Genomic DNA, 15,189 nt, shown 5'->3' on the forward strand with positions numbered 1-15,189 from the left:
CCGCCACCGGCGCCCGCCTCAACCCCGCGCACCCTGGCGGCACTTCCGGGGTCCTCGGCAGGAGTCGGCGGAACCGGCCCTTGAGTCCCCGCTGTTGAAGTGGCATGGATCACAACGGCTTCATTGAGTCGGCCTTGGGGGTCAGTTCCGTACCTTCCCGTGACGCGTGAGAGCCGGACTGCGAGGATGAGGCGCCATGACCGTCGGGTGGTGTTCTCGCACGATCAGGGCCGCTGTGTTCGCGGCCCTCTGCGTGCTGCTCGCCTCCCTGGGCCACGTCATGATGTCGGGGACCGCGGTGCCCTGGTGGGCCATGGCCGCGGGAGCGGCGGTGACCGGCGGCACTGCCTGGCTGCTGGCCGGCCGGGAGCGCGGGCCGGTCGGGGTCGGCTCCGTCACGGTCGCCGTCCAGGCCGTACTCCACGCGTCGTTCTCGCTCACCCAGGCAGTCGTACACCCGCAGGCGCCCGGCGGCAGGTCGCTCGTCCAGCGGTGGCTGGGCTATCTGCTCTGCGGCTCGCCGTCGGGACCGGGCACGGAGCACGGCGCCATGCCGACGTCCATGACGTCCGTGGATCACGGAGCGGGTGCCATGCACCCCGTGGGGTCGATGGGCCGCATGGGGGCCGCGCACTCCGTGGACCACGGCATGGGAGACATGTCCTCGACCGGCATGCTCGCCGCCCACCTGCTGGCCGCGCTGCTGTGCGGCCTGTGGCTCGCCCACGGCGAGCGCGCCGCGTTCCGCGTCCTGCGCGCTCTCGCCGGATGGCTCGTCGCTCCGCTGCGCCTGATCCTCCGGCTGCCCGCGCCCCCGCACCGGCCACGCGTCCGCGCCCGCCGGGGCGGTTCGGCGCGCAGGCCGCGGCAGTTCCTTCTCACCTACGCGATCACTTCTCGGGGTCCACCCATGGGGACCGCTGTCGCCTGACGACAGCCGGCTTCCCGAGGCGGTGCACAGCCACGACGAGTCGTCGTCTCCCCGCCTCGGGCATCGGCCGCGCACACCGCGCCCGGCCGATCACCCCGTCACCCACTCACCGGGTCTCCGTGCCGCTCGCCCTGTTCTCCGGGCGCCGGCACGGACACCGGTGCCCGGATTCACGAGAAGATGAGACACCAGGTGCTCACTCCTGCCCTGTCCCTGTCCGCAACGCACGAGGAATCGAAGGAAAGGACGAGAGACGATTCGGTCACTGCCTGGGCACTGGCCGCCCGCAGCGGCGCCCCTGACGCCGTCGACCTCTTCGTCCGCGCCCTGCATCGAGACGTCCGCCGCTACGTGACGTTCCTCGGCGCCGACCCCCAGAGTGCCGACGACCTGACCCAGGAAACCTTCCTGCGCGCCCTGGACAGCCTGCACCGGTTCGAAGGCCGCTCCTCGGCCCGCACCTGGCTGCTGTCCATCGCCCGCCGCACGGTGATCGACAGCATCCGCCACAGCTCCACCCGCCCCCGCCTCGCGGACACCGACGACTGGCAGTCGGCCGCCGAACGCGCCCAGCCGCGCGGCCTGCCCGGCTTCGACGACGGCATCGCCCTCGCCGAGCTGCTGGACACGCTCCCGGATGACCGCCGCGAGGCATTCGTCCTCACCCAACTGGTGGGCCTCCCCTACACGGAGGCGGCCGGAGTCAGCGACTGTCCGGTGGGCACGGTGCGCTCGCGCGTCGCCCGCGCCCGCACGTCGCTGATCGAGTGGCTGGACGATGCCGAACGCCACACGCCGGTGGCCGCCGCTGCCTGACCGCCCGTATGCCGCTGCCGCCCGGTTCCTTCGTGTCCGGGCGGCAGCGACCCGGACCGCCGCCGCTCGCTGCGGAGCGACCTGACCCGCACAACCCCTGAACAGCAGAGCAGCACCAACACCATCGAAGCGAGGGAGTTCTCCGTGCACCACCCGACCCTGGTACGCAGCCTGCGCCTCACCGGCGCCCTCTCCGCAGTCGCGTTCGCCGTCACAGTCGCCACCGCGGGCCCGGCCGCGGCCCACGCGGAGGTCGAGGCGGAGGGCGCCCGGGCCCTCGACCAGAACGTCGAGCTGACCTTCTCCGCCGAGTCGGAGTCCGCCGCGGCCGGGATCAGCAAGCTGGAGGTGGTCCTGCCCAAGGGTCTCGTCCCTCAGGACATCACCTATGAGGAAGGCCCCAAGGGCTGGAAGTTCGCCCCTACCGGCCGGGGCTACACGGTCTCGGGGCCGAAACTCGCCGTGGGCGAGGACGCCGAGTACGTGGTGACCGTGCGGCAGCTGCCCGATGCGAAGGAGCTGGTCTTCAAGACCCTGCAGACCTACAGCGACGGCAAGGTCGACCGCTGGATCGGACTGGAGGAGGAGGCCGAGGGAGGGGGCCACGGGCACGGCCATCCCGCGCCCCGCCTCGAGCTGAAGGCCGCCGCACCCGGAGCCAAGTCGGTGAGCCCCACCCCCACCAAGGCACCGACGACCTCCGCTTCGTCGTCGGCTACCGCTCCACAAGAGCCCACCGCCGGGGAATCGTCCGCGGATCCGGTGGCCGACGAAACGAAGGACGACGACGCCATGCCCATGGCCGTGCCGCTGGGCATCGGTGCGGTCGTCCTGGTGCTCGGCGGTGGTGTGTGGTGGTTCAGGAACCGCCGGAGCGGATCTGCGTGAGGTCCTCGGTCGAGCACAGGCACCGGCGGCGCGTTCTCATCGTCGCCTACGACGACGCGCAGATCCTCGACATCGCCTGTCCCAGCGGTGCCCTGGACATCGCCAACCGGTACGGCGCACAGCCGCCCTACGCCATCGAGCTGGGCACCCTCGGCCGGCGGGCCGCCCGGAGCTCGACGGGAATCGTGCTGGCGGCCGGGCAGAGCCTGCAGGCGGTCGCGGGACGGCTGGACACGCTGATCGTCGTGGGCGGTATCGGCTGCGAGGACGCGGCGGCGGACGAGCGATTACTGGGTCAGGTGCGACGGCTGGCCGCACACAGCCGACGTGTGGCCTCCGTCTGCACCGGCGCCTACGTACTGGCCGCCGCCGGACTGCTCGACCACAGACGGGTGACGACCCACTGGGGGTGGGCAGACCGGCTCGCCCGGCGCCACCCCGCCGTGGCCGTGGACCCCGGGCCCCTCTACATCAGCGACGGCGACGTCTACACCTCGGCCGGGGTCACCAGTGCCCTCGACCTGACACTGGCCCTGATCGAGGACGACCACGGGCCGACCCTCGCCCGGACCGTCGCCCGCGAACTGGTCACTCACCTGCACCGGCCCGCCGACCAGGCCCAGATATCGATGTTCCTCGCCGCCCCGCCGCCGGGAGACCGGCTGGTGCGGGACCTGACGGGCCATATCGCCGGCCATCTGACCGAGGACCTCAGCCCGGCGGCCCTGGCGGCTCGTGCGGGAGTCAGCCGACGCCACTTGACCCGCCTGTTCACCGCGCACCTCGGCACGACGCCTGCGAGGGCCGTACGCGCGGCACGCACCGAAGCAGCGGCGCACCTGGTGCGGTCCAGCGCCCTGTCCATGGCAGCGATCGCCCGTCGCTGCGGTTTCGGGTCGGCGGAGACGCTACGGCAGGCGTTCCTCCACCACTACGGGGTCACCGGGGACAGACTTCGCAGGATGCCGGACACGCCACCTCCGCGCGGCGCACCGGGACAGCAGACTTCGGGCCCATGAGCCATTCCACGACACGCAGAAACGTCCTGCGCGGGACCGTGGCCACCGCCGCGCTCGCGGCAACGGCTGCAGCCGCCGGGACCGAAACGGCGTACCCGGCCCCGCGCGACGGCGGCACGGGCCCGAACATCGGCATCCTGCTCTACGACGGCTACAGCCTGCTCGATCCCACCGGCCCCGCCGAGGTCCTGTCCCGTCTCCCCGACGCCACCGTGACGATGATCGCCGAGAAACGCGGGGCCGTCCGCACGGACACGGCAGACGTGGCCGTGGTCGCCGACCGTTCCATCGCCGAGGTCGACCGTCTCGACGTCCTCCTGGTGCCAGGAGCGGGCAACCGCGGTACCACCGGGGCGATGAACAACCAGAAGCTCCTGCGCTGGATCCGCGAGATGCACCGCCACACCCGGTGGACCACCTCCGTGTGCACCGGCAGCATCGTCCTCGCGGCCGCCGGGCTGCTGGACGGCCGGGAGGCGACGACCTACTGGGCCTCCGCCGACTACCTCCAGTCCACGTTCGACGTCACCTACTTGCCGCAACGCTACGTACGCTCCGGAAAGATCATCACCGCGGCCGGGGTCTCGGCGGGGGTGGACATGGCCCTCTACCTCGCGTCCGTCATCGCGGACGACGACACGGCCAAGGCGATCCAGTTGGCCGTGGAATACGACCCCCAACCCCCCTTCGACTCGGGCAACGCCGCAGAGGCGGATCCCCGACTGAAGGAGCGTGCCTTGCAGTTGCTCGCCGCATCACAGGTATGAGGGCGCCGGCGCTTGGGCTGCTTGCTCCGGCGCCACGCCACGTACACGATCAAGAGCGCCGGGCTCGAGCGCTGGTACAGACGGCCCCACCGTGACGCGACGACGCGATCAGCTCGGGTTGGAGGAGGGGGTCTGAGCGCCGTCGCGGGCCATGTGCTCCCCTCCGGCCGGCTCACCGGCCCCAGCGTCCGTGGAGACATGGGTGGGGCAGCCCGGTACGCCCGCGCTGGTGGACTGGCCGGCGGTCATGGTGGCGACCGCTTCGGCGGCGGTGGCATGGACCGGCAGGACTGCGTCGACGCCGGTGAGGACGAGCATCCGCATCAGGCGGTCGGGGACGGCGGCAAGTCTGAGCGACCCGCCCACCGCCTGGGCGGCGTGCCAGAGGCCGATGAGCGCGCTCAGACCGGCGGAGTCGCAAAAGCCGACCTGAGACAGGTCCAGAACCAGGTGCGGGTGCCCTTGCTCGATGATTCCCGAGGCTTCGTGGCGCAGGGTGTCCGCGGTGCGCGTGTCCACGTCGCCGGCGACGACGGCGATCGCGAGGCCGGGACGGGGGTGCTGGACGGTCAGCTGCAGCGTGTCGGTCACGTCGGTCTTCACTCCTGGCCGAAGTGTTCGGGCGCGGCGGCGGTGTGGGCGGTGGCAGCGACACTGCCGTCGGGTGTGGTGTGAGGGTAGGGGACGGACAGGGTCAGCAGGGCCACGTCGTCGCCGGCTCCGTGGGGCAGCGAGGCCAGCAGGGTGATGCTGTCCTCGACCAGGGAGGTGGCGGTGACGGGCCCGGTGCGCTGGTGGAGGAAGCCGGTCAGGCCGTCGTCACCGAGCATGGCGCCCTCGGTGGTGCGGGCCTCGATCAGCCCGTCGGTGTAGAGGAACAGGCTTTCCCCGGCCGTCAGGGAGAATGTGGTCTGGGCGAAGGGGGCCTGGGGAAAGGCGCCGACGAGCATCCCGCCCTTGGGGCGTACGGCCCGCACCCAGACGGCGCCGCTGTCGTCGGGACGCACGTGGTAGGCCGGCGGGTGGCCGCCGGTCGCGATGGTGACGGCGAAGCCGCCGTCCTCCCGGGGCTCCAGGACGCCGAAGAGGACGGTGCAGAAGCGGCGGCCGGCGGTGACGTCGGTGAGCAGCATGGCGTTGAGCGCGCTCAGCACGGTGACGGGGTCGGCGTTGATCTGGGCCGCGGCGCGCAGGGTGTGGCGGGCCAGGGCGGTGACGGTCGCCGCCTCGGGGCCTTTGCCGCACACGTCACCGAGGAAGAACGCCCACCGGTCGCCGTCGAGGGGGAAGACGTCGTAGAAGTCGCCGCCCACGTCGTGGGCGGAGGCGGTGCGGTAGTGGCAGGCCAGTTCCAGGCCCGGCACCACGGGGAGGGCCGGGGGCAGCAGGGTGCGCTGGAGGGTGGAGGCGAACGCGGCGATGGCGGCCTTGTCCTGCTCCGCCTTCTCCCGCGCCGCACGCTCCGCCTCGGCCCGCGCCCGTTCCGCCTCGGCATGCCGCCTCTCCGCCTCCCGGCGGGCCTGCTCCTCGCGCAGGGCACGCAGCGCCGACAGCCGCAGCTCCATCTCGTCCAGCACGATCGCGGCGAGATCGGCAAGAGTGGCGGTGTCCTCCTCGGTGATCGAGCGCGGCCGGGTGTCGAGGACGTTGACCGTGCCCAGCCGGTGCCCGTCGGGGGTGATGATCGGTGCGGCAGCGTAGAAACGCACCCCCATCTCCCCGGCGACCAGCGGATTGTCCACCGCGACAGGGTCCTGGAGGGTGTCGGGGATGAGCATCGTGTCATCGCGCAGGATCGCCGAGCCGCACAGGCCCGGATCACGGCCGATCTCGGCGACACCCTCCAGGCCGTGGGCGGCCTTGAACCAGATGCGGTCGGTATCGACAATCGTGACGGTCGCCACCGGCACGTCGAAGAGGCGGGCAGCCATCGCCGCCACCCGGTCGAACGCCCCGTCGGGCGGAGTGTCGAGGATGTCGTAGCGGCGCACCGCCGCAATCCGGGCCGCCTCCACATCCGGGTCGGGGACCAGCTCGGGGCGGCGCCCGGGAGCCGGGTCGGTGGCCGATGCCTGCTGCATCATCGGCTTCCCTCCGTCGATGGGCTGCCGCCGTGAACGGCACGAATCGACGCAGCCTAAATCGCCAACACGCCCGAACGCCAATGCCGCCGCCGGCCGGGAACCGGGCGCGGCCTGAAGTGCGATGCGCCGGTTGGTACCGGCCGACGGATCCGGCTGGTGGAATCTGACTGCTGTGCTGCGTCGCTGCCCCACCGTGGCCTCGGCGGCGGGCGGCTGACGGCCCCGGACTGGAGCCGGACCCATGGCCTCGGAGCAGGCCGGTGATCCCCAGGCGGCGGAACTGGACGATGTCGTGTGCCCATCGGGGCGAAGTCTTCACTCTCGATCAGTGAGGCCGTCGGCAGTGCTCGACGAGTCGAGCCGCGGACGCACCGGGTCACCGGTTTCCCCCGGCCGTGTGAGATTTCGTGATACGTGAGAGGGTCTGGGGCGTGAGCGAGACACCACCGAGCACCCTGCAGTACCGCTTCGACGGACCAGAAGACGCCCCCGTCCTGATCCTCGGTCCCTCACTGGGTACCACATGGCACAGGTTGTAGAGACTGTCCGTGGGCGTCTACGCCGGTCCAGCGTGGGCACGAAGTAGCAGGTCAGAGCCTTCTGGTCCAGGAGGGGCCGCCCAGTTGGTGATGGCTTCGTGATAGGCGAGTGATGCGGCGAGTCCCCGCCGGTGTCCGCTCTGACGCGACTTTGGCCAAGCCGTGAGACGACGAAGCCGCATGGGAGTGTTCCGGTGCGGCTTCGTCTGAGATCGGCTGCGCCGACGCGCACAATGCAGTTGGCGCCGCATGCGGTCCGTGTTCCTCGCGACGCTTCCCGAGTGCGCTTACTTTGCGACTGCATTCGTTGAGACAGGAGTCCGTGTCTTGGACCACGTCGCAAACGGAGTTCTTGGCCGCTCAGAGCGCCGGTTGCGTGGCACGTCCGGACGGTACGGGGGCACTGACATCGGATGCCCGGCGACAGAGATGGTGCTGTTGCCGTTGTCGTCCGTGACGAGGTCGTCCAGGGTGCGCCGGTAGACGCCGGTGCGGTCGCCGGGGGCGATCTCCGCCGTGGGGCCGAGGTTGGTCCAGTCGACGTCGGCGAGGGGCCTCTTTACTGCGTGTGTAGTGGTCGGTGACGTCAGTGGGTGGGAGCGCTCGAAACGGGCGCGGCGGGCGCGGGCACGGTAGGCGACGGCACGGTCGGACTGGGCGCGGTGGGCCCCGGCACGGTCGGAGCCTGGTGGCCGAGGCGGATCAGCGCACGGCGCGCGAGGTCGGTGATGCCCTGGGCGTTGAGGAATTCCAGAGTGGGCAGTTCGCAGCCCAGCCGGCGGCGGGCGGCGATGACGGCTTCGACGGCCATGAGGGAGTCGAGGCCGAGCTGATCCAGGCGACGGTCGCGGTCGAGTCGGGCGGGGTCGGTCTGCAGGATGTCGGCCAGCACCTGCGTGATGGCGTCCGCGGCCAGTGCGAGCGCTTCCGCGGGGGTCGCGGTGGCGAGGCGGTGGCGCAGTTGGTCGGGGCCGTCGTCCTGGTGGGTGTGCAGGGGAATGAGGCCGGCGAGGCGTGGGGTCTGCACGGCCGGCATCATGCTGCGGATGCGGGCCCAGTCGATTCTGGCTACGGCGGTGACGTCGATGTCCTGTGCGATGGCGTGTGTGAGTGCCGTGCAGGCTTCTGCGGGGGTGAGGTTGTCCAGGCCGAGACGGGCGAGCATCTCGGTGATGCCGTGTCGGGCGGCGTAGCCGGTGTCCCCGACGGCGCCCCAGGCCACGGTGGTACCGGGCAGGCCGGTGGCGCGGCGGGTGCGGGTGAGCGCTTCGAGGTAGGCGTTGGCGGCGGTGTAGTTGGCCTGGTAGGCGTTGCCGAACCAGGCGGTGACCGACGAGCAGGTCGCGAAGAGGTGGAGGTCGCGGTCGCGGGTGAGTACGTCCAGGGTGGCCGCGCCGAGCATTTTGGGCTCCAGGGCGGTGCGCAGACGTTCGTCGGTGAGTTCGGCGAGCGGGGCATCGTCCAGAACCATCGCGGCGTGGATCACTCCGCCCAGCGGATGACCGCCGGCGTCGATGGCGGCGAGTGTCCGGCGCAGGTCCTCTTCGCGGGTGACGTCTGCGGTGTGGCCGGTGGCGGTGGCGCCGCGCTCGGCGAGGGACTGGATGAGCTGGGAGGCGCCGGGAGTGTCGGCGCCCCGGCGGCCCACGAGTGCGAGGTGGTGTGCGCCGTGGTCGACGAGACGGTGGGCGAGGGCTGCGCCGAGTCCGCTGAGTCCGCCGGTGATCAGATAGGTGGCCTGCGAGGAGAGCCGCAGCGACGAGGACGGGTGCTCCAGGGGCGGAGGTTCCTCGAAGGTGATGACGACCTTGCCGAGGTGGCGCGAGCGTTGCAGAACACGCAGTGCCTCGGCGATTCGGGTGGCTGGGTAGGTCAAGTGCAACAGAGGGCGGTACGTCCCGTCCGTGATCAACCGTGCTGTTTCGTCGAAGCAGGTCGCGGCCTGGGGCTGGCGGCCGGCGATGAGCTGGTAGGCGTCGATGCCGAAGAAGGCGATGTTGTTGCTGAAGGGTCGCAACGCCAGCGGCGTGGAGGTGTAGATGTCGCGCTTGCCGAGTTCCAGGAAACGCCCACCTGGGCGCAGGAGTTCCAGACTGCGGCTGATTGCTTCTCCCGCCAGGGAGTTGAGGACGATGTCGACCCCCTGTCCGCCGGTGAGGTCGCGGACGTGCTCGGCGAAGTCCAGGGTGCGGGAGTCCAGGACGTGATCCACCCCGAGCATGCGCAGCAGGTCGCGTTTGGCCGGCGTGCCGGCGGTGGCGATGACCGTGGCGCCCCGGGCTCGGGCAAGTTGGAGCGCGGCGAGGCCGATGCCGCCGGCGGCACCGTGGACGAGGACGGTTTCTCCCCTCTGGAGACGCGCGAGTCGTTCGAGGGCATGGTGGACGGTGAAGTAGACGACCGGCAGGGTGGCGGCTTCGGTGAACGCCATGCCGTCGGGGACGGTTCCGACGAGGCGGGCGTCGACGGTCACGTGGGAACTGAGGCTGCGGGGGGCGAGCGCGTAGACGCGGTCGCCGGGTGACAGGTGGGTGACGTCGCCGCCGACGGCGGTGACCGTGCCGGCGCATTCCAGGCCCAGGGCCGGTCCGTCCGGCAGTGGCGCTTCCGCACCCGGGGGCAGGAGGCCCACGGCGAGCATGACGTCACGGTAGTTGAGCGCGGCCGCTGCGACGGCGATGGTGACCTCGTTGTCCGCGGGCCGCTGTGGTTGGTCGGGAACCCAGGTGAGCCGGGGACGCAGACCGGCGTCGTGCAGGCGCAGGGTGAAGGGTGTCGCGTCGGGGGTGTCGGGAGCTGTGGCGGACGCGGCCTGGGCGATGGTGCGCGGGACGAAGCGGCCACCGCGGGTGAGGACAACCTCGTCCTCGTCGGTGGGGTCGAGTAGTTCGGCTGCCAGGCGCCGGGCGTCGTCGACGGACTGTGGCCCGGCGTCCAGGGAGATGCGCCGGACGGTCAAGTAGGGGATCTCGTTGGCCAGGGAACGCGTTGCACCCCACAGCGCCGCGTCCTGAGGAGCGCCAGGCTGCTCGGGGGCGGGGTGGATGCCACTGGGCCGGGTGACGATCCACAGGCTGGCCGTGCTCCCGTCCGACAAGTGCGAGCCGCTTCCGGCGAGTTCCCGCAACACACCGAGCCGGGCGGCCGCTCGGTCGCAGACATCGGCTGGACTGTCGTCGACGTCGTCAGCGTCGAAGACCAGTACTGTGGTCGGGAGTTGCTGCTCAGCCGAAACCTGCGCCCAGTGCCGAGGCGTCTGGGCGAGACCGGTGACTTGGACGTCGGCGCCCGCGCGGATGAGGATGTCGGCGAGGTCCCGGACCAGGCGGCTGTCGGGGGCTTCTCCGGCCAGCAGCCAGCGTGTTTCCGGAGGGGCTTGGGGCGTGGCAGGGACGGCGACGGTGGTGCGTGCCGCGCGGCGGGCGCAGAGCACCGAGTACTCGAGTTCCGGTCGGGCCCGGTCGTGTCCGAGTTGGGCGACCTCGTCGAAGCCGCATTCGTGCAGCAGCGGCTGCCAGGCATCACCCGGCAGCAGAGGAGAGTCCGATCGCAGCGGGGCGTCGGTGAAGTCCCAGAAACCCTCGAGCGTGCCGAAGCAGGGGGCCAGGAGACCGGGCTCGTGGGTCTCGTGGGCGAGAAGCTGCCCACCGTCGGCGAGGAGGTGGGTGATGCGAGCCAGGGTCGCGCGCAGGTCCCGGGTGGCGTGCAGGACGTTGGTGGCGATCACCACATCGAAGGATGCCGCGGCGAAGCCCTGCTCGGCCGGGTCCTGGTTCAGGTCCAGGCACTGGTAGTCGACGAAGTCGAAGTCCGCGAAGCGGGCCTTGGCAGAGGGGAAGAAACCGGCGGACACATCGGTGAAGCTGTACGCGGTGCGTTCCGGCGGCAGGTGGGGCAGGAGCAGGGCCGTGCTGCTGCCGGTGCCTGCCCCGACCTCCAGGACGCGCAGCGGCCGGTCCTCGGGCCACGCGCGGACCTGCTCGCGCACCAGGGCGAGCAGCAGCTGGTTGTGGAAGCGGGGCTGGACGGCGTCGCTGTAGAAGTACTCGATCAGATGGCGGTCGGGTTCGTCGAAGAGCAGAGTCAGCGGATCGTGCTTGCCGCGCAGTACATCGGCCAGGTGGAGGCAGCAGCGGCCGAACAGGGACGTCTCCACGGCGTGCTGGGGGAAGTCGTCGACGAGTTGCTGGAACAGCTCCAGTGGCGGGGGGCCGTCGGTGTCGGGCAGACGCCAGCGTGCGGAGCGGCCTTCCGCGGCTTGCTGGGTCTGACGCAGCAAGCCGCGGGTGGCGTGGGCGAGCAGTTCGGCCAAGCGGGTGTGCCGGGGCAGCATACCTCCGGCTACCAGGTCACTGACGTCGAACTCGGTCTGGTCGGCGGGCAGGAGCTGGGCGAACGCGTCGGCGATGAGGAGCGAGCAGCACTCGCGCAGACGCTGCAGCCCGATGTCATGCCCTTCCTCGCGCCAGGTCCGCTCCAGACCGTCGCGGTAGGGCAGACACGCCTGCACCAGGTTGGTGGGTGAGGGCAGGGGGGCGGCTCCTGCCGGGGCGACGGCCCCCGGCGCGGCACGGAGCACGTTGACGAGGTGCTGCACGGGCTCGGTGGGAGTGTGGCCCATGCGACGCAGCCGGCAGCCGGTGAGCTGGAGGCAGACCTGGCCGTCGGTGTCGGACAAGGTGATGTCCCAGCAGGTCTCCTGCGGGTTGCCGTCCCGCAGACGTACGTGGACCAGGCCGGTTCGCGGCGGGGTGCGCCACAGGCGCAGGGTTTCGACGGCGACCGGCAGGAACGGCAGGTACTCGCCGTCGACGCCGGTCAGGCAGCCGCCCGCCTGGAGCGCGCCGTCCAGCAGGGCCGGGTGGACGTGGTAGCCGTCCGCAGCTTCGTCCAGGGCGTAGGAAGCAAGGGCTTCCTCCTCACCCCGGCGCAGCTCGGTGAGGACCTGGAAGGCCGGACCGTACACGAGGCCGGCGCGCCGGGTACGGGCGTAGTGATCGGTGACCTCCAGGTGGGTGTGCAGGCGCGAGCGCAGGTCGGCGAGGTCGACGGAGGGCGGCGCGGCAGCCAGCAGGCGCCGGACGCGGGCACGAGCGTACTGCTGCCAAGGACGGTCGTCGCCGGTACGCGCGGCGATCGTCAGGGCCTGGTCGCCTTCGCTGAGGGAGACCTGTACGCGGACGTCGGCGGTGTCGTCGTCCCACGGCAGGTCCAGGGCACGGGTGATGAGGAGATGGTTCACCTCGACCGGGGCGTCGTGGACGAGTCCTCCCGCGGCAAGGGCCATCTCCAGATAGGCGGCGGCGGGCATGACCACGGCGCCTGCGACCTGGTGGTCGGCCAGCCACGGCAATCGGGAGGGTTCCACCAGGTTGGACCAGGCCGGCTGCTCGACGGAGACGCGTGCCCCCAGCAAGGGGTGCTGAACGGGGGAGGTCTCGCCGGCGACGCGCAGCCACCACTGCGGGTCACCGTGCCAGCGCCGCTCTCGCTGCCAGGGGTACGCCGGCAAGTCGCTCATGCGTCCGGGCCGTGGGAAGAAGGCGTCTCCATGGGTCAGGGCCCCGGCGGCCAGTACCTGTGCCACCGCGGTGTCGACGGCGGCCGGCCCCGGCACGGCTCGGGCACAGGTGGCTGTCACGAGCACTGGGCGTTCAAGCTCCTTGGTCGCCTTGCGCAGGTAGGGCCGAAGGACGGGGTGGGGGCCGATGTCGACGAAGATGTCGTAGCCGTCATCGAGCAACGTACGCAGGGCCGGCCCGAACAGAACGGGCTCGCGGACGTTGCGCCACCAATAGTGGGCTTCCAGCTCCTCACCCGGGCAGACCGCGCCGGTGACCGTCGAGACAAACGGCAGAGCGGCGCTGTCGGGACGCAGCCCGTCCAACGACTGGAGCAGGCCGTCCCGTACGGGGTCCATGGCTTGGCTGTGGAAGGCGTAGTCCAGCTCCAGCATGCGGAAGAAGACCGCGCGCACGTCCAGGTCGGCGCCCAGGGCTCGGAGTTGTTCCTCGGGACCGCAGATGGTGACGTCCTGATCGCCGTTGACGGCGGCGATCTCCAGCGTGCCGGCGTAGGGAGCGAGTTCCTTGGCCGCTTCCTCTGCGGACAGGCCGACGGCGGCCATCCGGCCCCGGCCACGTGTGACTGCCTGGGCTCGGCTGCGCTCGGCGACCACCCGGGCGGCAGCAGGCAGGTCGAGAGCACCGGCGACGTGGGCGGCGGCGATCTCGCCGACGCTGTGGCCCAGGACGGCGGCCGGTCGGATGCCCCGGGACTTGAGCAGTTCCACCAGACCGATCTGGAAGGCGAACAGCAGCGGCTGGGCGATCTCGGTGGCCTCGATACGCCCCGGGTCCGCCGCCGCCATCTCCTCGCGTACCGACCAGCCCAGGTGAGGTCGGAGTGCGTCGTCGACCCGGTCGAGTGCGTCCCTGAAGACGTGTTCCTCGCTCAGCAGGTCCGCGCCCATGCCGGCCCATTGGGAGCCGTTGCCGCCGAAGGCGAACACCACACGGCCGTCTGCCACCGCTTGCCCTGTGGCGGTGCCGGCGGGCAGGGGCAGTGCCCCTTGACCGACGGCCTCCAGCGCTTCGGCTGCCTGCCGGGCGTCGCGCGCCAGGACCACCGCCCGATGGGGGTGCAGGGTACGACGGTGTACGGCCGTCCACGCCGCGTCATAGAAGCCCTCAGGGGTTTCCCCGAGCAGCCGCCGGCCCATGCGAGTGGCCGCTGCCTCCAGTGCCTCGGGGGTGCACGCCGAGACCACCACTGGCAGCAGTCCTGGGGGTTGCTCACTGTGGTCGGGGGTGGCGGGAGCCGTCGGCGCGCCGGTGAGCACGACGTGCGCGTTGGAACCGCCGAAGCCGAAGGAGTTGACACCGACCACCGGTCGCTGCCCGGGCAGCGACCTGGCCTCGGTGCACGGGTCGAGTCGCCAGCCCTCGAAGTCGATGTGCGGGCTCAGCGGCTGCGCGTGCAGGGTCGGCGGGATGCGACGGTGCCGCAGGACGAGCAGTGCTTTCATCAGTCCGGCCATACCGGAGGCGGCCTCCAGGTGACCGGTGTTGCTCTTGACCGATCCGATCGGCAGCGGCCCGACGGTGCGGTGGGCGCCGAGAGCGCGGCCGATGGCGTCGCACTCGATCGGGTCGCCCACCGGTGTACCGGTGCCGTGGGCCTCCAGGTAGGAGAGGTCGTCGGCGCTCACGCCGGCTCGGGCGTAGACCTGTTCGAGCAGTGCCGCCTGCGCCCGCGCACTGGGAAGTGCCAGCCCGGTGGTGCTGCCGTCACTGTTGACGCCACTCGCCAGGATCACCCCGTGGACGCGGTCGCGATCCTTGAGCGCGTCGGACAGGAGCTTGAGCGCCACGACGCCTCCGCCTTCCGCGCGTACGTAGCCGTCGGCTTCGGCCGAGAAGACGCGGCAGCGGCCGGTCGGCGACAGCATGGAGGCGGCCGAGAAGCCGGTGAAGCCGAACGGGCTGAGCAGGACGCTTACTCCTCCTGCCAGCGCCATACGGGCCCGGCCCGTCAGCAGCGTCTCGCACGCCTGGTGCAAGGCGGTCAGGGCCGATGAGCAAGCGGTGTCCACCGTCATGCTCGGCCCGTGCCAATCGAGCAGGTGCGAGATGCGGTTGGCCGCGTTGGTGGCGGCAAGGCCGACCATCGTGTACGCGTTGGGTGCGTCGCCGCCGGTGGACTGCAGGTCGGCGTAGTCGTGACTCGACATACCGACGAACACCGCCGTGTCGGAGCCCGCGGTGGCGGCCTGGTCGATGCCGGCATCGTCCAGGGCCTCGACCGCCATCTCCAGCAGCAGCCGGTGCTGCGGGTCCATGCGCGCGGCCTCGCGCGGTGACACCCGCTGGAAGTAGGTGTTGTCGAAACCGGTCACGTCCTGGAGAAAGCCGCCCGCTGCCGTGTAGCTCTTGTTGTTCCTGCGCCGTTCAACGTCGACGAACCTTTCGGCGTCGAAACGGTCGGGCGGTACCTCGCCGACTAGGTCGCGTCCCGCGTGCAACGCTTCCCAAAGGTCGTCCAGACCCGAGACGCCGCCTGGCATTCGGCACGAGACGCCCACGATCGCCACGGCCTGGCTGTCGGGGTATGCGGGGGCCACAGCCACGGAGTTCTCCTGCACAA

The 15,189-nt window shown here is 71.2% G+C and carries 8 protein-coding genes; 5 read left to right on the forward strand and 3 right to left on the reverse strand.

Annotated elements, in window-relative coordinates:
* The first annotated feature begins 196 nt into the window (after window positions 1-196).
* From ADK65_RS17535 to ADK65_RS17555, 5 genes are all read left to right on the forward strand, one after another.
* Window positions 197-931, forward strand: a complete 735-nt coding sequence (locus ADK65_RS17535; RefSeq protein WP_078956020.1) for a hypothetical protein — start codon at window positions 197-199, stop codon at window positions 929-931.
* A 192-nt stretch (window positions 932-1,123) separates the two neighbouring features.
* Window positions 1,124-1,747: a sigma-70 family RNA polymerase sigma factor gene (locus tag ADK65_RS17540; RefSeq protein ID WP_053671109.1), complete on the forward strand. Its 624-nt coding sequence runs from the start codon at window positions 1,124-1,126 to the stop codon at window positions 1,745-1,747.
* 144 nt (window positions 1,748-1,891) lie between these two features.
* Complete coding sequence (locus ADK65_RS17545; RefSeq protein WP_053671110.1) at window positions 1,892-2,635, forward strand: DUF1775 domain-containing protein; 744 nt, start codon at window positions 1,892-1,894, stop codon at window positions 2,633-2,635.
* The gene (locus ADK65_RS17550; protein ID WP_053671111.1) at window positions 2,632-3,654 is read left to right on the forward strand and encodes a GlxA family transcriptional regulator; all 1,023 of its coding nucleotides are present in this window, start codon (window positions 2,632-2,634) and stop codon (window positions 3,652-3,654) included. The genes ADK65_RS17545 and ADK65_RS17550 overlap by 4 nt, the downstream gene beginning before the upstream one ends.
* Complete coding sequence (locus tag ADK65_RS17555; protein ID WP_053671112.1) at window positions 3,651-4,421, forward strand: DJ-1/PfpI family protein; 771 nt, start codon at window positions 3,651-3,653, stop codon at window positions 4,419-4,421. Before ADK65_RS17550 ends, ADK65_RS17555 begins: the two co-directional genes overlap by 4 nt.
* 108 nt (window positions 4,422-4,529) lie before the next feature.
* On the opposite strand, the gene ADK65_RS17560 is transcribed toward ADK65_RS17555, so the two are convergent.
* The 3 genes from ADK65_RS17560 to ADK65_RS17570 all read right to left on the reverse strand — a co-directional run bounded on the left by ADK65_RS17560 (window position 4,530) and on the right by ADK65_RS17570 (window position 15,172).
* Complete coding sequence (locus tag ADK65_RS17560; protein ID WP_078956027.1) at window positions 4,530-5,012, reverse strand: STAS domain-containing protein; 483 nt, start codon at window positions 5,010-5,012, stop codon at window positions 4,530-4,532.
* A gap of 8 nt (window positions 5,013-5,020) precedes the next feature.
* Window positions 5,021-6,505: a PP2C family protein-serine/threonine phosphatase gene (locus ADK65_RS17565; RefSeq protein ID WP_063788028.1), complete on the reverse strand. Its 1,485-nt coding sequence runs from the start codon at window positions 6,503-6,505 to the stop codon at window positions 5,021-5,023.
* A gap of 1,125 nt (window positions 6,506-7,630) precedes the next feature.
* On the reverse strand, window positions 7,631-15,172 hold the full coding sequence (locus ADK65_RS17570) for a type I polyketide synthase (protein WP_234352902.1): 7,542 nt from the start codon (window positions 15,170-15,172) through the stop codon (window positions 7,631-7,633).
* Between the last annotated feature and the right edge of the window lie 17 nt (window positions 15,173-15,189).

The organism is Streptomyces sp. NRRL B-1140 (genome assembly GCF_001280065.1).
Lineage (GTDB): Bacteria > Actinomycetota > Actinomycetes > Streptomycetales > Streptomycetaceae > Streptomyces.